Source organism: Micromonospora sp. NPDC049114 (genome assembly GCF_040648635.1).
Taxonomy (GTDB): Bacteria; Actinomycetota; Actinomycetes; order Mycobacteriales; family Micromonosporaceae; genus Micromonospora.
In genome coordinates this window covers 963,095-980,051 of record NZ_JBEZEA010000001.1, presented here as the reverse complement: position 1 = coordinate 980,051, position 16,957 = coordinate 963,095, and the positions used below count along the sequence as shown (strand labels likewise).

At 72.6% G+C, this 16,957-nt stretch carries 17 protein-coding genes; 9 read left to right on the top strand and 8 right to left on the bottom strand.

Annotation, left to right across the window (positions count from 1 at the left end):
* Window positions 1-49: 49 nt before the first annotated feature.
* Window positions 50-421 (bottom strand): DUF4267 domain-containing protein, encoded by a 372-nt coding sequence (locus tag AB0B39_RS04675; protein ID WP_357491042.1) that lies wholly within the window; start codon window positions 419-421, stop codon window positions 50-52.
* 87 nt (window positions 422-508) lie between these two features.
* On the opposite strand from AB0B39_RS04675, the gene AB0B39_RS04670 reads away from it, so the two are divergent.
* A complete protein-coding gene (locus AB0B39_RS04670) occupies window positions 509-1,081 on the top strand; it encodes a TetR/AcrR family transcriptional regulator (protein WP_357573509.1) in 573 nt (190 codons plus the stop codon).
* Window positions 1,082-1,141: 60 nt separating this feature from the next.
* Here the strand turns inward: AB0B39_RS04670 and AB0B39_RS04665 are convergent, their stop codons facing one another.
* Window positions 1,142-1,978, bottom strand: coding sequence for an alpha/beta hydrolase (locus tag AB0B39_RS04665; protein WP_357573508.1), 837 nt, complete (start codon window positions 1,976-1,978; stop codon window positions 1,142-1,144).
* Between the two features lie 58 nt (window positions 1,979-2,036).
* Between AB0B39_RS04665 and AB0B39_RS04660 the strand changes: the two genes are divergently transcribed.
* Complete coding sequence (locus tag AB0B39_RS04660; RefSeq protein WP_357573507.1) at window positions 2,037-2,735, top strand: TetR/AcrR family transcriptional regulator; 699 nt, start codon at window positions 2,037-2,039, stop codon at window positions 2,733-2,735.
* Window positions 2,736-2,767: 32 nt separating this feature from the next.
* Here the strand turns inward: AB0B39_RS04660 and AB0B39_RS04655 are convergent, their stop codons facing one another.
* Window positions 2,768-4,447 (bottom strand): DNA repair helicase XPB, encoded by a 1,680-nt coding sequence (locus AB0B39_RS04655; RefSeq protein ID WP_234584207.1) that lies wholly within the window; start codon window positions 4,445-4,447, stop codon window positions 2,768-2,770.
* Window positions 4,448-4,620: 173 nt separating this feature from the next.
* On the opposite strand from AB0B39_RS04655, the gene AB0B39_RS04650 reads away from it, so the two are divergent.
* Together AB0B39_RS04650 and AB0B39_RS04645 are read left to right on the top strand one after the other, a co-directional pair.
* Complete coding sequence (locus AB0B39_RS04650) at window positions 4,621-5,505, top strand: L,D-transpeptidase family protein (protein WP_357573506.1); 885 nt, start codon at window positions 4,621-4,623, stop codon at window positions 5,503-5,505.
* Between the two features lie 95 nt (window positions 5,506-5,600).
* Complete coding sequence (locus tag AB0B39_RS04645) at window positions 5,601-5,837, top strand: hypothetical protein (protein ID WP_234584209.1); 237 nt, start codon at window positions 5,601-5,603, stop codon at window positions 5,835-5,837.
* Window positions 5,838-5,867: 30 nt separating this feature from the next.
* Here the strand turns inward: AB0B39_RS04645 and AB0B39_RS04640 are convergent, their stop codons facing one another.
* Window positions 5,868-8,351 carry a helicase-associated domain-containing protein gene (locus AB0B39_RS04640; protein ID WP_357573505.1) on the bottom strand — a complete coding sequence of 828 codons (2,484 nt, stop codon included), beginning with the start codon at window positions 8,349-8,351 and terminating at the stop codon, window positions 5,868-5,870.
* Between the two features lie 84 nt (window positions 8,352-8,435).
* Between AB0B39_RS04640 and AB0B39_RS04635 the strand changes: the two genes are divergently transcribed.
* Complete coding sequence (locus tag AB0B39_RS04635; protein ID WP_234584211.1) at window positions 8,436-9,059, top strand: HAD family hydrolase; 624 nt, start codon at window positions 8,436-8,438, stop codon at window positions 9,057-9,059.
* Window positions 9,060-9,086: 27 nt separating this feature from the next.
* A complete protein-coding gene (locus AB0B39_RS04630; protein WP_357573504.1) occupies window positions 9,087-9,473 on the top strand; it encodes a cold shock domain-containing protein in 387 nt (128 codons plus the stop codon).
* On the opposite strand, the gene AB0B39_RS04625 is transcribed toward AB0B39_RS04630, so the two are convergent.
* A complete protein-coding gene (locus AB0B39_RS04625; protein WP_357573503.1) occupies window positions 9,434-10,264 on the bottom strand; it encodes a 1,4-dihydroxy-6-naphthoate synthase in 831 nt (276 codons plus the stop codon). The two genes, AB0B39_RS04630 and AB0B39_RS04625, sit on opposite strands and share 40 nt — an antisense overlap.
* 829 nt (window positions 10,265-11,093) lie before the next feature.
* Here AB0B39_RS04625 and AB0B39_RS04620 point away from each other — a divergent pair.
* Complete coding sequence (locus AB0B39_RS04620; RefSeq protein ID WP_357573502.1) at window positions 11,094-11,975, top strand: GNAT family N-acetyltransferase; 882 nt, start codon at window positions 11,094-11,096, stop codon at window positions 11,973-11,975.
* Here AB0B39_RS04620 and AB0B39_RS04615 read toward each other — a convergent pair.
* Window positions 11,938-12,588, bottom strand: coding sequence for a futalosine hydrolase (locus tag AB0B39_RS04615; RefSeq protein WP_234589019.1), 651 nt, complete (start codon window positions 12,586-12,588; stop codon window positions 11,938-11,940). The two genes, AB0B39_RS04620 and AB0B39_RS04615, sit on opposite strands and share 38 nt — an antisense overlap.
* Window positions 12,585-14,183: an MFS transporter gene (locus AB0B39_RS04610; RefSeq protein ID WP_357491024.1), complete on the bottom strand. Its 1,599-nt coding sequence runs from the start codon at window positions 14,181-14,183 to the stop codon at window positions 12,585-12,587. The genes AB0B39_RS04615 and AB0B39_RS04610 overlap by 4 nt, the downstream gene beginning before the upstream one ends.
* Between AB0B39_RS04610 and AB0B39_RS04605 the strand changes: the two genes are divergently transcribed.
* Window positions 14,182-15,111: a DUF3027 domain-containing protein gene (locus tag AB0B39_RS04605; protein WP_357573501.1), complete on the top strand. Its 930-nt coding sequence runs from the start codon at window positions 14,182-14,184 to the stop codon at window positions 15,109-15,111. The genes AB0B39_RS04610 and AB0B39_RS04605 overlap by 2 nt on opposite strands.
* Before the next feature lie 28 nt (window positions 15,112-15,139).
* On the opposite strand, the gene AB0B39_RS04600 is transcribed toward AB0B39_RS04605, so the two are convergent.
* A complete protein-coding gene (locus AB0B39_RS04600; protein ID WP_357573500.1) occupies window positions 15,140-15,388 on the bottom strand; it encodes a DUF2530 domain-containing protein in 249 nt (82 codons plus the stop codon).
* Window positions 15,389-15,476: 88 nt separating this feature from the next.
* Between AB0B39_RS04600 and AB0B39_RS04595 the strand changes: the two genes are divergently transcribed.
* Window positions 15,477-16,955, top strand: coding sequence for an NCS2 family permease (locus AB0B39_RS04595; RefSeq protein WP_234589052.1), 1,479 nt, complete (start codon window positions 15,477-15,479; stop codon window positions 16,953-16,955).
* Window positions 16,956-16,957 lie beyond the last annotated feature (2 nt).

The window sequence follows — 16,957 nt, the reverse complement described above, 5'->3', positions numbered from 1 at the left end:
CGTCGGTGACGCAAACCTCTTGATCAACCCCGGGAAGGGTAGGGGTTGGTTACAGGGCGAACAGCAGGACTGCGTCGAGGAGGACTACCGCGGCCGTCGCGAAGTGGATGCCGAAGGCCACGGCCTTCGTTCCGCCGTTGCGCAGCACGATGAGGGTGTCGCCCAGCGGGACGAGCGCGACGACCAGCATGAACCACGCGACCGCGTCTGCAGTGGTGAAGGCGATCAGGGCGAGTCCGATCAGCCCGAAGGTGAGGTCCTTGAGCCCTTTGACCGTCAGGTAGGCGGGATCGCCGTCCGGCCGGGCCGGCACGCCGTACCCGGCGGCTGCGGCCTGCGGCACCAGCAGGAACCGCGCACCGATGAAGACGACGAAGAGGCTGAGCACGACGGCGAGTCCGTAGGCGAGGGGTGACAACATGATCCGCTCCAATTGCTAGCGCCGCTAGATGCAAGAGCGACGCTAGCAGAGCGACGACAGCAACGCTAGCAGTGCTAGGGTTTTGTCATGTCGACTCAGACGCGCCGGGAGCGCGAGCGGGCGGAACGGGAACGGGCCATCGTCGCCGCCGCACGCGACCTGGCCCTGGCCGAGGGCTGGGACGCGGTGACCACCCGGCGGCTCGCCGCTGAGATCGAATACAGTCAGCCCGTCCTCTACAGCCACTTCAAGGGCAAGGACGCCATCATGGCGGCGGTCGCCGTCGAGGGCTTCGCCGAGCTGGCCACCGCCCTGGCCGCGGCCCGGACCTCGGCCGCCGACCCCCGGCAGGCGATCGCCGACGTCGCCGCGGCGTACACCACCTTCGCCGAACAGCGGCCCGCCCTCTACGACGCGATGTTCACCCTCGCCGTGGACCTGCCGTTCGCCAGCCAGGACGTTCCGACCGACCTGGCCCGGGGGTTCGCCGAGCTGGCCGACGCGGTGCGTCCGATCGCCGGTGACGACGACCTGGAGGCGGTCACCGAGACGTTCTGGAGTGGCCTGCACGGTCTGGTCACGCTGATGCGCAGCGGCCGGCTCCGCCGCGCCGACCACGACCGGCGACTGGCGGTGCTGGTGAACCGCTTCTCTCGCTGAGCGTCGCCGCGCACGGCTGGCAGGGCCGTTGACCGGGTGGGTTGGTTGGTGCCGGGGGGCTCAGAGCTGGTTTGCCCGCTCCGGGCTCACCGGGGCCCCGAAGAATGCTGCGATCGGCTCGATGATCCTGCTCGGCGCCCGGTTCAGGCCGTCGTGGCCGCTGCGCGGGATCGGCAGGACCCTCGCTCGTGGGAGGGCGCGAGCCAGCTTCCCGTTGAGGTCGGCGTAGTAGGGCGGCCCCGCGGCCCCGTAGGCCAGCAGCACGTCCGCGCTCACCCCCGACCACGCCTCGGCCGGGCCGCCACGCAGTCGGATCTGGTTCGTCTCGTCGAGGGTCATCGGCAGCAGGTCGGCCATCGTCCGGCCGATCGGCGTACGCAGGAACGCCCGGACCAGCGCGACGCGGACCCGCAGCGGAAGTCTGGTGGCCGGGTTGTGGGTGTTGATGCCGGCGTCGGTGATGGCCATCGCGCGGGCGATGTCACCGTCGCGCGCCGCCTGTCGTGCCTCGTCGAGCCATGCCGTGGGGAAGCCACCGTCGATGTCGATCGCGATGTCGTAGAGCGCGAGCCGGTCGATCGGCAGCCGCACCGCGGCCTGCAGGGCGATGAAACCGCCGGAACTCTGCCCGATGACGTTGCGGGTGCCGGTGTGCTTCAGCACCGCGGCGAGGTCGTCGATGTCCTGGTCGAAGGTGTACGGCTGAGCGCGGGGGGTGGCGTCCGCCCGCCCTCGCCGGTTGTAGAGGTGCACCGTGAAGCGGTCGGCCAGCCGTTGGGCGAGCCGCCGGTAGACGTCGATGGTGATCCCGCCGCCGTGCACCACCACGATGCCCGGTCCGGCTCCTGTCGAGTGCAGCACGATCGACGCGCCGTCGTGTGCCGTGATCCGTTCCATGCGTGCCCACCCCCGATGGATGAAACTGCGAACACTGTACGCAGTTTACAGTGGATCGGTGAGCGACGCACCTACGAATTCCGACCCGGGCGGCGCCGACCGGCAGTCGATCTGGGCCCGCCCCGTACGCGGCAGCCGCGGCCCCACCCCGACCCACAACCGGGGCGCCATCGTCACCGCCGCCATCGCCCTGGCTGACGCCGAAGGAATCGCGGCGGTGTCGATGCGCGCCGTCGCCACCGCGCTGGGTGCCAGCGCCGGCGCGCTCTACCGCCACCTGTCGTCCCGCGACGACCTGCTGGACCTGATGACCGACCGGGTCGTCGGCGAACTACGGCCGTACCCGGAGCCGAACGCCGACTGGCTCGACGGCATGCTCCTGCTGGCTGGCCGGCAACGGGCGCTCTTCCGGCACCACCCTTGGCTGCTCGACACGATCAACCGGATGTCCGCGCCCGGCCCGGAGAGCCTGGCCTGGTTCGACGCCTGCCTGGGGGTTCTGGAGCCGGTCGACAGCGCGGTGACCGCCAAGTTCGAGGCCATCGGCATGATGACCGGCGTGGTGAGCCTCTTCGCCCGCAGCGAGGCCAGCTCCCGCTCGGTCAGCTTCGCCGAGGTGGACGTCGCGGCCTACCCGCACCTCGCCGCGGCGTTCAGTCGACCCGCGCGGCCGCCCGCCGAGCGCGATCTCTTCGACACGACCCTGCGGATCCTGCTGACCGGACTGCTCGACGCCGACCCGCCGGCCCGACCCTGAAACCCGCCCCGGCTTACCGCAGCCGCCCGCGTTCAGTCGACAGTCGGCAGCTTCGGGCCGAGGACGTCGTCGGCGTCGACGATCGTGTACGCGTACCCCTGCTCAGCCAGGAAGCGCTGGCGGTGCGCCGCGTACTCGGTGTCGATCGTGTCCCGGGAGACCACCGTGTAGAAGTGCGCCTGCCGGCCGTCGGCCTTCGGGCGGAGCACCCGACCCAGCCGCTGCGCCTCCTCCTGGCGCGACCCGAACGTGCCGGACACCTGGATCGCCACCGCCGCCTCGGGCAGGTCGATGGAGAAGTTGCCGACCTTCGAGATCACCAGTGTGCGGATCTCCCCGGTGCGGAACGCGTCGAACAGCCGCTCCCGCTCCTTGTTCGTGGTCGAGCCCTGCACGATCGGCGCGTCGAGGTACTCGCCGATCTGGTGCAACTGGTCGATGTACGCGCCGATCACCAGGACCTGGTCCTCCGGGTGCCGGTCGACGAGCGCCTTGACCACCGGCAGCTTGGTGCGGGCGGTCGCCGCCATCCGGTACCGCTCCTCGGCCTCCGCCGTCGCGTACGACATCCGCTCCGCGTCGGTCAGGGTCACGCGGACCTCGACGCACTCGGCCGGGGCGATCCAGCCCTGCGACTCGATGTCCTTCCACGGCGCGTCGTACCGCTTGGGGCCGATCAGGCTGAACACGTCGCCCTCCCGGCCGTCCTCGCGTACCAGAGTGGCAGTGAGGCCCAGCCGACGGCGGGCCTGGAGGTCCGCGGTGAACCGGAAGATCGGCGCGGGCAGCAGGTGCACCTCGTCGTAGACGACCAGGCCCCAGTCGCGGGCGCCGAACAGGTCCAGGTGGGTGAACGCGCCACCGCGCCGCGAGGTGAGCACCTGGTACGTGGCGATGGTGACCGGGCGGATCTCCTTGCGCTCGCCGGAGTACTCGCCGATCTCCTCCTCGGTCAGCGACGTGCGGGCGATCAGCTCCCGCTTCCACTGCCGGCCGGCGACCGTGTTGGTGACGAGGATCAGCGTGGTCGCCTTCGCCTCGGCCATCGCCGCCGCCCCGACCAGGGTCTTGCCGGCCCCACACGGCAGCACCACCACGCCCGACCCGCCGGCCCAGAACGCCTCGACGGCCTCCCGCTGGTACGACCGCAGCGTCCACGGCTTGCGCCCGTCCTTGCCGGCCTCGGCCAGCTCGATCGGGTGCGCCTCACCGTCGACGTAACCGGCCAGGTCCTCCGCCGGCCAGCCCAGCTTGAGCAGCGCCTGCTTGAGCCGGCCCCGCTCGGACGGGTGGACCCGGATCGTGTCGTCGTCGATCTTGTCGCCGAGCATCCCGGCGAGCTTCTTGCTCTTGGCCACCTCGATCAGCACCAGCCGGTCGAGCGCGCGCAGCACCAGCCCGTGCGCCGGGTCGTTGGCGAGCTGGAGCCGGCCGTACCGGTCCATCGTCTCGGCCACGTCCACCAGCAGGGCGTGCGGCACCGGGTAGCGGGAGTACTTGATCAGCGAGTCGACGACACCCTCGGCGTCGTGCCCCGCGGCGCGGGCGTTCCACAGACCCAGCGGGGTCAGGCGGTAGGTGTGCACGTGCTCCGGCGAGCGTTCCAGCTCCGCGAACGGCGCGATCGCCATCCGGCAGGCCTGCGCGTCGGGGTGGTCGATCTCCAGCAGCAGGGTCTTGTCCGACTGCACGATCAGGGGTCCACCACTCACGCCAGCGTCCTCTCCTCGGTTGGCCGTCCGGCCGGAACGGGTCGCATACCCGCCGCTGGCCGACCATCCAGTGTTGCACGGCGGAGAACGTCGAAAGAAAGATGAGCACCGGGTGCAACCAGGACGGCACTCACGAACGTCTAGCAAAGGGACGACTGTCCAGGGGAGGTGCCATGAGGCGTGTCCGGAGCACTTCCCGGCTGGTTGCCCTGGCGGTGGTCGTGCTGGTCGGTGCCGGCGCGTGCACGTTCGATCCGCAGTCCGGTGGGAGTGGTGGCGGGGGAGCCGCCCCGGTCGGTGCGGCGGAACAGGCAACGGGGGCGAGCGGCACGTCCGGGCCGGGCCAGCGCGGCCGGCCCACGCCGGCCGCGCCCACCCCGAAACCCTCCCGGAAACCCACGCCGAAGCCGACCCGCACGGCGTCGACCCCGACCCCGACCCCGAGCACCGGTACGCCGACAGTCGCCGGTTGTCCGCAGGGCCAGCACCAGCGAGCCGTGGAGACGTACCTCGCCCGGCTGGGCGGGTTCGGGGCCGTCACGGTCGACGGTCGGCAGTCCGCCGCCGACTGCGCCGCCATCAAGAAGTTCCAGAAGAGGTACGGCATTCGCCCCGTCGAGGGACGCGCCGGACCGACCACCCTGGACGTGGCCCAGCGACTCGCCACCACCGACACGAAAAGCTGCAAGGCCGGCACCGGCACCACCTTCTGCGTGGACCTGACCCGGCAGACCGTGTGGGCGGTCCGGGGCGGCAAGGTGATCATGGCGCCGACGGTGACGCGCACCGGCATGTCCGGCTACCGCACCCCGTCCGGCACCTACACCGTCAACTACCGCAATCCGAAGGAGTGGTCCAACCCGTACGAGGTGTGGCTGCCGTACTGGCAGCACTTCACCCAGGGCATGGGGTTCCACGAGACCACTACCTACCTGCACGACAAGTCGATCGGCTCGCACGGCTGCGTCAACCTGCTGCACGCCGACGCCGTCCGGATGTGGGAGCTGGGCAAGATCGGCACCCGGGTGGTGCTGATCGGCCGCCGCCCCGGCACCTGAACATCCCGCCCGACTCGGGGTTTATCCCCTGTCACAGCCGTCCCGGGAGTGACACTCTTGGGAGTCCAGGGCCGCACCGGGCGGGGAGGCTGGGCATGACGGTCGACCGTGACGTGATCGCAGAGCATGAACACGCGCCACCCGACGAGGTGTCCCGCGCGACAGTGGTCGCGTACGCCCTCGCCGCGGCGCTCCTCGTCGGGTGGTTCCTCTTCGGCTGGCTGGTGCTGCGGCAGGGCTTCGTCGACTCGGTCGGTGAGTCCGCCGGCGCCGGCTTCGCCCTGTTGCTGGCCGTCTCGGTGGTCGGCACCTTTCGGCGCAGCCGCCGCTGAGCTGGCACACCAGCGGCGGCTGAGCCCTGTTCAGTCCGCCAGCACCGCCGCCGTGATCCGGTGCAGCGCGAAGGTGTGCAGCATCTCGGTCCGCTCGTCCTCGGCCCGCAGGTAGCCGGCGCCGATCGACACCGGCTTGACCAGCCGGGACGCGGTCGCCCCGTGTGCGTCGACGTACCCGACCCAGACCAGCGCCTTGTCGCGGACCGCCTGCTGGAGCACGGCAAGTGCCTCGCTGTGCGTGTGCGCGGGCACCGGGCCACCGCCCAGCCCTGCTGCCCCGCCCCGGACGACGGCAGGCGCCCGGCGGGCCGCCCGCGCCGCAGCGTCGCCCCGCCGGATGTGCTCCACCACCCCGAGCAGCCGGGGCATCGGCAGCTTCGGGGCGGCCAGCGGATCGAGCGTCCTGGTGGTCACCGCGACCCGTGCCGGAGCACGCCAGATCCGGGGTCGGGACAACATCGTGCCGCCCGTGCCGTCCTCCTGCACCGGCGCGTACCCGGCGTCCCGCAGCGCGCCCAGCAGCCGGCTGACCTGGTACGGGGTGCTCAGCACCGTCGGCGCCAGCCGCCGCAGCGTCAACGACTCCAACCGCCGGTCGGCCAGCACCTCGGTGAGCAGCGCCTCGTCATCGCTGCGCAGGTACGCCCCGGCCGACCCGACCCGCAGCCCACCGTGCTTACGGGCCACGTCGTCCACCAGGTAGCTGAGCCCCTGCGGCACCGGGGTACGCGACCGTCGCCGGAACAGCTCGTGCAGGTCGTCGGCCGTGTAACCGGCGTCCAGCGCCCTCCGCACGCTCGCCGTGGTGACCCGGTGCACACTCGCCCCACCGGCCGACTCGGGTTCGGTGGTCGCCTCCAACTCGGCGGCCAGCGCCGGCTCGGGCGGCCCCGGCACCACCACGGTCAGGTCGGCCTGCACCAGGAAGTGATCGACCGGGGCGGGCAGCAGCGCGTCCAACGCCCGCGCGGCACTGGACGGATCGCCACTCTCCGCGTCCATGTGCAACCCCAGGGGGTCGCCGCCCGGCTCGTCGGCCGACGTCAGCTCGCCCAGCAACAACCGCCCGTACGAGGTGAGCGCCCCCAGGCCGGTCACGCCGAGCTGCGCCGCCTCGGCCAGCACCTCCCGGTGGGCGGCCTCCCGACCCCGGCTGCGCCGCGGCGCCCGCCAGTCCAGCAGGGCCTGCACCTCCTCGGCGGTGGGCGCGGTCGCCGGCTCCAGGTCGGCGAGCACACCGAGCACCGCTCGCCGGGTGGCCGGAGCACCGGCCCGCTCGGCTTCGGCGGACAGCGCGGTGATCGGCCGGTCCCGGTCGTCACGCCTACCGACCAGGCCGACCTGCCGGGTCATCGTCAGCCAGGCGTGGGCCAGGTGCTCCCACCGTTGGGCCAGCGAGGCGGCCCGCCACACCTCGTACCCGCCGGTCGGCAGCACCTGCTGATCCGCCCCGTACCGGCCGGTGGTCGAGCCGGGCATCTCCAGCTCACCGGCGAGCCCCGCCGCGTACGCCACCTCCAGCAGCAGCGCGGTGGTCGGCTCGTCCAGGCCGGCGGTACGCGCCAGTCGGCGCAGGTCCCGGACGCCGATGCCGCCGGAGCGCAGCACCGGCGCGGGTTCGGCCGCGAGCTGCTCCAAGAGCCCCTCGGTGTGCCGGACCACCTCCATCGTCTGCCCGGCGCCGGCCGAGTCGACCGCCTTGGGCTCGCGGGGCGCGGTGGCCACCGGCGGCGGGCTGGTGCGCAGCGGCCCGAGCGGGCCACTGTCGCGGCGCAGCAGGAGCCCCACCTCGCGGGGCAGCTCGACCGTGCCGCTGGCCGTCGACGAGCCGGCCGAGACGCTGACCAGCAGCCGGTTGTCGACCAGCCAGCGCACCGGCGAGCCGGTCGGCGCACCACCGTTGGTCGGGTCGGCGAGGACGGCGTCCTGCCCGCCGATCGGCGGTGCCTGCAACGCGCCCGGGGGCACGCTGCCCACGGGTGGTCCGGCCGCCAACCGGTCCAGGATCGCCCGGGCCGACGGGGGTGCCGCGAGCAGCGTCCGGCGCAGTTTCGCCGGGTCCGCGCAGAGCGCGGCCGTGCGCGGGTCCAGCTCCGCGGCGGGTCGGCCGAGGCCAGCGGGGTACGGGGAGACCTCGTCGACGGCCGGCACCACGTGCAGGGCGTGTTCGGGGCCGTACAGCAGGAAGAGCGCCCTCAGCCGGTTGACGGCGGCGCGGACGGCCGTCGGCGCCGGCGGGTGCGGCCCGGTGGTCGCCATGGCGAGCACGGCGTCGGTGGCCGTGGTGCCCTCGTCCGGGTGCCGGGTGAGCCGGGCGGCGTCGAGGATTCCGAGGGTGAACTGGTCCAGCCCGTCCAGGGCCCGGGCCACCGAGACCCGGGACTGGGCGCGGATGGCCAGGGCGGAGACGTCGGCCGGCACGGGCACGACGAGGTCCGGCCGGAGCTGGAGGAGCGCGGCCAGCGACTCGTCGGGCAGCGACCGCAGGTGGTCGGCGAGTGAGGTGGTCATCGTCTTTCCACGCTAGCCCGGGGTGGGGCTGTCGCGCCCCTCGGACGTCCGGCCGGTAGGCGGTCGCCCGGTAGGTTTCTCGACATGCGCGCGCTGACCGTCGGATTCGATCTCGACATGACCCTGGTTGACTCCCGGCCCGGCATCGCCGCGGCCTATCGCGCGCTCACCGCCAGGACGGGCGTACCGGTGGACGCTGACCTGGCCGTGTCCCGGCTCGGCCCGCCGCTGCGCACCGAGATCGCGCACTGGTTCCCGCCGGAGCAGGTCGAGGCGGCCGTGCTGGTGTACCGGGAGCTGTATCCGGCGTACGCCATCACACCGACGGTGCCGCTGCCCGGCGCGCGGGAGGCGATCGACGCGATCCGTGCCCGGGGCGGAAGGGTGCTCGTCGTCACGTCCAAGATCGGCCGACTGGCCCGGTTGCACCTGGACCACCTCGGCCTCGTGGTGGACGAGCTGGCCGGTGACCTGTTCGCCGAGCAGAAGGCGACCGCGCTGCGCGAGCACGGCGCGACCCACTACGTCGGTGACCACGTGGCGGACATGGTGGCGGCGGGTGTGGCGGGGGTGCCGGGAATCGCTGTCGCGACCGGGCCGTGCTCCCCGGATGAGCTGCGTGCGGCGGGGGCGAGCGTGGTGCTGGACGATCTCACCGGATTCCCAGCGGCGCTCGACGGCATGATCCAGCTAGCCTGGGAGCAGTAGCGGCTCAAGTGAAGCAGGGGTTTTCAGGTGCCTACGGGTCGAGTGAAGTGGTACGACACGGCCAAGGGATACGGCTTCGTCACCAGTGACGAGGGCGGCGACGTGTTTTTGCCCAAGGGTGCTCTGCCGGCGGGCGTCACCGACCTCAAGGGTGGTCAGCGGGTCGACTTCAGCGTGGTGGACAGCCGCCGGGGCGCGCAGGCCATGGGCGTAAAGCTGCTGGACGTGCCGCCGTCGATGGCGGAGCTGCGACGTCGGCCGGCCGAGGAGCTGCATGGTCTCGTCGAGGACATGATCAAGGTGCTGGAGGCGAAGGTCCAGCCGGACCTGCGCCGGGGCCGTTACCCGGACAAGAAGACGGCGCAGAAGATCGCTCAGCTGGTCCACGCGGTGGCGCGCGAGCTGGAGGTCTGAGGCACCAGGCCGGCGGTGGCGGCGCGGTCGAGGAGCGCCGTCACCGCGGCGAAGCCGGCCTCGCCCAGGTCGGCGGTGAACTCGTTGACGTAGAGGCCGATGTGCCGGTCCACCACGTCGAGTTCCATCTCCTGGGCGTGCGCGAGCACGTACTCCCGGCTGGCCGCCGGATCCGCCCAGGCCTGCTGGACGGACTCGCGAATCCATCGGGCCGCTTCCACCGGGTCCACGGCGCCGCGCCGGGCCAGGATCGCGCCGAGGGGGATGGGCAGCCCGGTGTCGGCCTCCCACCATTCGCCGAGGTCGACGAGCGCGGTCAGGCCGTGCCGGTGGTAGGTGAACCGCGCCTCGTGGATGACCAGCCCAGCGTCGTAGCGACCGGCCGCGACGCCCGGCATGATCTCGTGGAACGGCACCACCTCGATCCGAGCCGGTGCCTGCCCGGCTGACCAGAGCCGGAACAGCAGGTACGCGGTCGTCCGATCACCGGGCACCGCCACCGTGGCACCGGTCAGGTCGGCGCGGTCACCCCTGGTGAGGACCAGCGGCCCACACCCGCGACCGAGCGCGCCCCCGCAGGGCAGCAGGTGGTAGTCGTCGAGCAGCCAGGGCAGCGCCGCGTAGCTGACCTTCACCAGGTCGAACGCGCCCCGCTCGGCCGCCGTGTTGGTGACGTCCACGTCGGCGTACGTCACCTCGACCGGCGGCGCACCGGGCACCCGCCCGTGCACCAGGGCGTCGAAGACGAACGTGTCGTTGGGGCAGGGCGAGATCGCAAGGGAGAGCGCCACGCCCTCACGTTAGCCCCGCCCCCGGCCAGCAGCCCGCGCGCACCCCGCCCACTGTGATCCACGACGGCCCGCCCCGCCCGGGCCCGCCCCGCCCGGGCCCGGCCGCCCGGGCCCGGCCCGGCCCGGAGCCGGCCTTCCGGCCTCTCGGGCTTTTGGCCTCGGGCTCTCTGCCTCCCGGCGTCCCGGCCTTCCGGCGTCCTGGTCTTCCGGCGTCCCGGCCTTCCGGCGTCCTGGTCTTCCGGCGTCCTGGCCTCTCGGCCTCCCGGCGGGCGCCGGCAGTGTCCCCGTCGGGCTGGGCGGGGTGCTTCCGTTCAGCTCAGGCGGGGTGCTCGGCCGGCCTCCGGTCGAGGTGGGTGAGGTCACGTCGCGCCCTGTCGAGCTGCCCCACACATGGGGCGAGGTGACCGCCTGCGGCGAGCGGTGGCGGCGGTGGCGCGGGCGGTGAGCGGGCGCCGAGGGGCGATCTTGGTGGCTCGTCCCGCCCCATTCATGGGGCAGCTCGACAGGGCCCGACGGACTCGACAGGGCCCGACCGACCCGATCCACGAGGGCACCCACGGCATCCAGGCGCTTGGCTCGGCAGGGCCCGACCCGCTCGGCAGGGCCCCGATGGACTCGGCAGGGCCCGACCTGCTCGGCAGGGCCCCGACGGACTCGGCAGGGCCCCGACCGACTCGGCAGGGCCCCGACCGACTCGGCAGGGCCTGATGGATTCGGCAGCAGCCCGACCGAGGGGATACCCACAGCAGGGGTGACGTTGTCCACATGGTTATCCACAGGCGGAAGGAGGCCTGTTGACGGCGTTCGCCGGGCAGAAAACCATGGGTGGGTGGCAGTCGGAGGGGATGCGATCGATGTGGGCGCGGCGCTTCGTGATCTTCGTCGGCGTGCCGATCTGAGCCAGCGGGAGTTGGCTGAGCGGGCCGGCGTCCCGAAGAGCACGCTGGCGCGGATCGAGGCCGGTCAGGGTGGCGGGCCAGCCTTTCGGACGGTGGCGCGGCTGGTCGCGGCCGCGGGGGGCGAGCTCGCGCTCCGTCTGCCCGGCGACGAGCCCTCCACCGCGGGCGGCGGGCTGCTGGGTCTGCCGGCCGACGAGCCACGGGACGAGGCTGACCGTCGGTACCCGGCCCACCTCGACGTCCGGCGGGTCCGCACCCTCAGGGACTGGCCGGGCGCCTGGTGGGCGCACTCGTACACGCTCCCGGAGAAGTTGTGGCCGGTGCGGGTTCCGGAGTTGACGTACGACCTGGACCGGAAGCGGCGGGACTTGCGGCGGTGGCGGTCGGAGGCGCGTGCGCGGGTGGTCTTCCGGCGCGCGTCCGACGGGCTGCCGGCCACGTCCTGGCGGTTCCTCGCCGAGGTGCCCGGCGGCGGGCCGGTCGGTGAGCTGCGGGCCCATGAGCGGAGCGTCGACCTGCTCCTGGGCGAGGATCTGGACGACCGGCGTGAGTTGGTGCTGGAAGGTGTGGTCGTTGCCCCGGGCCTGCGGTTGCTTGGCATCGGGCGGCGGCTTGTCGAGCTGTTGGCGGAGGAGATGACACGGGCCGGCATTCGCGCCGCGCACGCGGTCGCCGAGTTGTTCGTCGACCGCGAGTTCCTTCGCGCCTGTGGGTTCGCGCTGCAGGCGACCAGACCGTCGGCGCTGATGCTCGAGGTGTCCGGGGTGCCCGCGGTCAGCGCAGCGCCGGAGCTGCCGTCGTCAGCGCGGTGAGGGCCTCGCGCAGCCGCCAGGCGTCGCGGTCACGGGGGCCGATGGGGTTGGAGATGGTGCGCAGCTCGACGAAGGGCACCCCGGCCTGCGCGGCGGCGACCGCGACCCCGTACCCCTCCATGGCCTCCGCGACCGCCTCCGGATGCCGACGGCGCAGCTCATCGGTGCTGGCGGCGGTGCCGGTGACCGTGCTGACGGTGAGCACCGGGCCGGCCGTAGCCGACGGCAGGGCCGCCCGGAGTGCCGCGAGCAGGCCCGGGTCCGCGGGCACCACGCTGCCTCCGCCGAGGAGCGCGGGCGGCATGCCCAGCTCGTCGATTCCGATGAAGCCGTCGGGTGACTCGGCGCCCAGGTCGGCGGCGACGCTGGCGGTGCCGAGCACCGTGTCGCCGACCGAGGCCCGCCCGGTGAAGCCGCCGGCCACGCCGGCGCTGACCACCGCGCGGTACGGGCGACCGGCCGCCTCGGCCAGGGCCAGCAGCCGTGCGGTGGCGGCACCCGCGACCGCCGGGCCCACCCCGACCGGGGCGACGGTGACGCTGGGGTCGGTCAGCCCGGCCCGTACGGCGTCCGCCTCGGCCGGCACCGCCGTCACCACCAGCAGGCCGGTCACGAGAGTGAGCCGGGGGACTCCCGGCGGGTCTCGTCGTCCGCTCCGCCGCCCGGGCCGCCGACGGACGAGGAGGGGCGGTAGATGTGGTAGCCCGGTGGCGCCAGCCCCGGCTCGTCGTGCTGCGGCGACTGGGCCTGGGTGGGAGCCGGCGAGGTGGGGGCGACATCCGCGGGCTCGGTCACCGGCTCGTCCTCGGCCAGCTCGTCGTCAGCCAGCGGCCGGCCGGCGAGCTTCTCGGCGCGTAGCCGAGCGGCGACCAGCACCCCCCGGACGGCGGCCAGGATGCCCACGCCGGCGGCGACAGCGATGCCGGTGCGGCCGTCGAACGGGACCAGCCCGAGCCCACCACCGACGACGAAGGCGAGCATCAGGACCGTCTCGGAGTGGGCGAAGGAACTGGCCCGCAGCCGCTCCGGGATGCGCTCCTGGATCGAGGCGTCCACGGCGAGTTTGGCCACCCCACTGACCAGCGCGGTCACCAGACAGAGCAGGGCCACCATCAGCAGCGAGAACTGGATGACGGCGAGCACCGCCACCCCCGCCACGATGATCATGCTGCTGGACTGGATGGCGGTCGGGCGGTGGATGCGCAACCGGGTGCCGACGGCGGTCGCCAGGAAGCTGCCGACGGCCAGCGCGCCGCCCACCAGTCCCAGCGCCCACTCCGCGCCCAGATCCCGGCCGAACACGTCGGTGGTCAGGTCGCCCTTCTTGATGGCGAAGGCGAGGAACAGCAGCAGGAAGCCGTACACCGCGCGCAGCGTCGCGGCGCCGATCAGGGTGGCGATCACCAACCGACCGGCAGGTCGGCCCCGGCCCAGCGGCCGGTCTCCGCGGCGGCTCAGCGCGCGCAGCGCGCGGGGGACCCGCTCCGGTGGCTCCGAGTCCGCCTTTGGCGGCAGCCGCAGGGAGATCACCATGCCGATCAGGAAGATCACCGATGCGACGCGCAGCGGCCACTGCGGCCCGAACCAGAAGGCCGCCAACCCGATCGGGGCCACCAGCGCCCCCGCCACCGTGCCGTAGACGCTGGCCCGTGCTCCGACCTGGGAGAGGCCCAGCCCTTCCGGCAGCAGCCGGGGCACCGCCGCGGACCGGGCCACGCCGTACGCACGCGACAGCGCGAGCACACCGAACGCGGCCGGATAGAGCCCGAAGCCGTGGATGTAGTCGGAGATCAGCCAGGCCAGGAACGCCCGGCCGAGCATGGTCGCGGCCAGCGCGTACCGCCGGCCGTGCCGGAAGTGGTCCAGCAGCGGGCCCACCACGGGGGCGAGCATCGCGAACGGCACCATGGTCACGAGCAGGTAGAGCGCGACCTTGCTGCGGGCCTCGCCGAGCGGCACGTTGAAGAAGATCGTCCCGGCCAGACCGATGGCGATTAGCGTGTCGCCCGCGCACGAGACGGCGTGCAGATCGAACAGGCGGATCATGCCGACCTCGCCGCCGGCGCCCCGCGTCCGGGCCCGACCGGCCCGGCGGGTCACCCAGCGGCCGCTGCCCACCGAACCACGCAGGAGCAGTCGGACGGCCCGGATGCCGGTGCCGACGGTCCGCCCGAGGACGGATCGCCCGGAGCGGGAGTACGGCGGCATGTGCACCATCCTCGCCCATCTGATCCAGGTACGCCGCACCACTGCGGTGAAAGGTTCCCCGGGAGTCCCTGTCACCCCTGCGGGGAGCATGGGGAACAATGGTCGGGTGACCAGGCCCGCCTCCACCCGTGCCGCCCGTCTCGACCAGGTCTGCGCCGACGCCGTCGAGGTGGCCCGCGCTGGCATCACCGAGGTGGACGCCGACGACGTCGGCGACCACCTGCAGGTCGTGGCCGAGGGTGAACGGCTGGTCACCCACTACTTCGAATGCCGTCTCGCCGGCTACCGCGGCTGGCGCTGGGCGGTCACCGTCACCCGTGTGGCGCGCAGCCGGACGGTGACCATCTGCGAGACGGTGCTGCTGCCCGGCCCGGATGCGCTGCTCGCGCCCGGCTGGCTGCCCTGGCAGGAGCGGCTCAAGCCGGGTGACCTCGGCCCTGGTGACCTGCTGCCGACGTCTCCGGAGGACGAGCGGCTGGTCCCCGGCTATCTGCTCTCCGACGATCCCGCGGTCGAGGAGACGGCCTGGGAGCTGGGTCTCGGCCGGGCGCGGGTCCTCTCCCGGGAGGGCCGTGCCGACGCGGCGCAGCGCTGGTACGACGGCGATCACGGCCCTTCGGCGGCCATCTCCACCGCCGCTCCGGCCGCCGCCCGCTGCGGCACCTGTGGCTTCTACCTGCCGCTGGCGGGTGCGATGCGCCAGGCGTTCGGGGCGTGCGGCAACTTCTACGCCCCGGACGACGGCCGGGTGGTCAGCGCCGACCATGGTTGCGGCGCCCACTCCGAGACGTTGATCGAGGCCGCCGAGACCGCGGTGGAGGATCTCCCGACGGTGTACGACGACAGCGCGGTCGAGGCCATGTCGGTCAGCCGTGCGCCGGGCTCGGTGGAGTCGGCCGAGCCGGCGGAGCCGTACGGGCACCCCTGAGCGTTCGCGCCGGCGTAGCCCGGTGCGCTCAGTTCGCGCGGCGGCGGCGGCGTCGGTTGGCGTCGTGACGCAGCATGACGGCGAGGCCGGGGAATCCCCACAGGAAACCGGCCAGGCAGGTCCAGAGCCAGTTCTCGTGGTGGTGCTCGGTCAGCCAGCCCCGGAAGAAGACCAGCAGCACCAGCCCGACGACCGCCCATGCGATCAGCCCGGCGACGGCGAACGGCACCATCGGTGGGTCCAGCGGCGCGGGGCGCGGTGGCTGGTCGTTCGGCATCGGGCAAGCGTACGCGATCCGCTTCCCCTGCCCGTCGGTGATCTGGGACGATGCGCGCGACAACCGGAAGATCACCTGCGAGGACCTGATGGCAGTATTGCCGCCCGAGAACGGCACACCTCCCGACCCCGCTCACCCGCGTAACGGCTTCGACCGGTTCTTCGAGATCTCCGCCCGCGGCTCGACGTTGAGCCGTGAGGTACGCGGTGGCCTGGCGACCTTCTTCACGATGGCGTACATCGTGGTGCTCAATCCTTTGATCCTGGGCGGTGCCGTCGACGGTGACGGCAAGTCCCTCCCGATTCCGGCGCTGGCCGCGGCGACCGCGCTGGTCGCCGGCCTGATGACCATCCTGATGGGTGTGGTTGGCCGGTTCCCGCTGGCGCTCGCCGCCGGCCTGGGCGTCAACGCCCTGGTGGCGTACGAGATCGCCCCCGAGATGACCTGGGCCGACGCGATGGGCCTGGTGGTGATCGAGGGTGTGATCATCGCGGTGCTGGTGCTCACCGGTCTGCGTACCGCGGTGTTCCGCGCGGTGCCCACGCAGATGAAGACGGCGATCGGCGTCGGTATCGGCCTCTTCTTGACCATCATCGGTCTGGTGGACGCCGGCTTCGTCCGGCGGATCCCGGACGTCGCGAACACCACAGTGCCGGTCGGCCTGGGCATCGGCGGCAAGCTGGTGAGCTGGCCGCTGCTGGTCTTCGTGGTGGGCCTGCTGCTCACGTTGGTGCTGGTGGTGCGCCGGGTCAAGGGCGCGATCCTGATCGGGATCCTGACCTCCACGGTGCTTGCCGTCATCGTCGAGGCGATCGCCAACATCGGCCCGTCGTTCGTCGACGGGAAGCCCAACCCGAAGGGCTGGGCGCTGAACGTGCCGGAGCTGCCCAAGACGGTGGTGGACGTGCCGGACCTGTCGCTGCTCGGCAAGTTCAACGTGCTCGACTCGTGGGGCCGGGCCGGCTGGGTGGTCGTGCTGATGTTCGTCTTCACCCTGTTGATCACGGACTTCTTCGACACCATGGGCACGATGGTGGCGGTCGGTCAGGAGGGTGGCCTGCTCGACGAGCGGGGCACCCCGCCGAAGGCCAAGGAGATCCTGCTTGTCGACTCGATCGCGGCGGCGGCCGGTGGTGCGGCCAGCACCTCCAGCAACACGTCGTACATCGAGAGTGCCGCAGGTGTCGGGGAGGGTGCCCGGACCGGCGTGGCCAGCCTGGTCACCGGCGTTCTCTTCCTGCTGGCGATGTTCCTGGCGCCGCTGGTGGTGATCGTGCCGTTCGAGGCGGCGTCGACGGCCCTGGTGGTGGTCGGTTTCCTGATGATGACCGCGGTGCGGACGATCGACTGGTCCGACTACGAGATCGCCATTCCGGCGTTCCTCACCATCGTGCTGATGCCGTTCACCTACTCGATCTCCAACGGGATCGGCGCCGGTCTGATCACCTTCGTGGTGGTCAAGCTGGCGCGGGGTAAGGCCCGCGAGATCCACCCGCTGCTGTACGGGGTGGCCGTGCTCTTCGTGCTGTACTTCCTGCGCGGGCCCATCGAGTCGCTGGTGCTCTGAGG

Coding starts and splice junctions, on each gene's coding strand:
- AB0B39_RS04595 (WP_234589052.1), top strand. CDS start 15,477: ATGGCAGTATTGCCGCCCGAGAACGGCACACCTCCCGACCCCGCTCAC.
- AB0B39_RS04635 (WP_234584211.1), top strand. CDS start 8,436: ATGCGCGCGCTGACCGTCGGATTCGATCTCGACATGACCCTGGTTGAC.
- AB0B39_RS04610 (WP_357491024.1), bottom strand. CDS start 14,183: ATGCCGCCGTACTCCCGCTCCGGGCGATCCGTCCTCGGGCGGACCGTC.
- AB0B39_RS04600 (WP_357573500.1), bottom strand. CDS start 15,388: ATGCCGAACGACCAGCCACCGCGCCCCGCGCCGCTGGACCCACCGATG.
- AB0B39_RS04605 (WP_357573501.1), top strand. CDS start 14,182: ATGTGCACCATCCTCGCCCATCTGATCCAGGTACGCCGCACCACTGCG.
- AB0B39_RS04650 (WP_357573506.1), top strand. CDS start 4,621: ATGAGGCGTGTCCGGAGCACTTCCCGGCTGGTTGCCCTGGCGGTGGTC.
- AB0B39_RS04670 (WP_357573509.1), top strand. CDS start 509: ATGTCGACTCAGACGCGCCGGGAGCGCGAGCGGGCGGAACGGGAACGG.
- AB0B39_RS04645 (WP_234584209.1), top strand. CDS start 5,601: ATGACGGTCGACCGTGACGTGATCGCAGAGCATGAACACGCGCCACCC.
- AB0B39_RS04640 (WP_357573505.1), bottom strand. CDS start 8,351: ATGACCACCTCACTCGCCGACCACCTGCGGTCGCTGCCCGACGAGTCG.
- AB0B39_RS04665 (WP_357573508.1), bottom strand. CDS start 1,978: ATGGAACGGATCACGGCACACGACGGCGCGTCGATCGTGCTGCACTCG.
- AB0B39_RS04675 (WP_357491042.1), bottom strand. CDS start 421: ATGTTGTCACCCCTCGCCTACGGACTCGCCGTCGTGCTCAGCCTCTTC.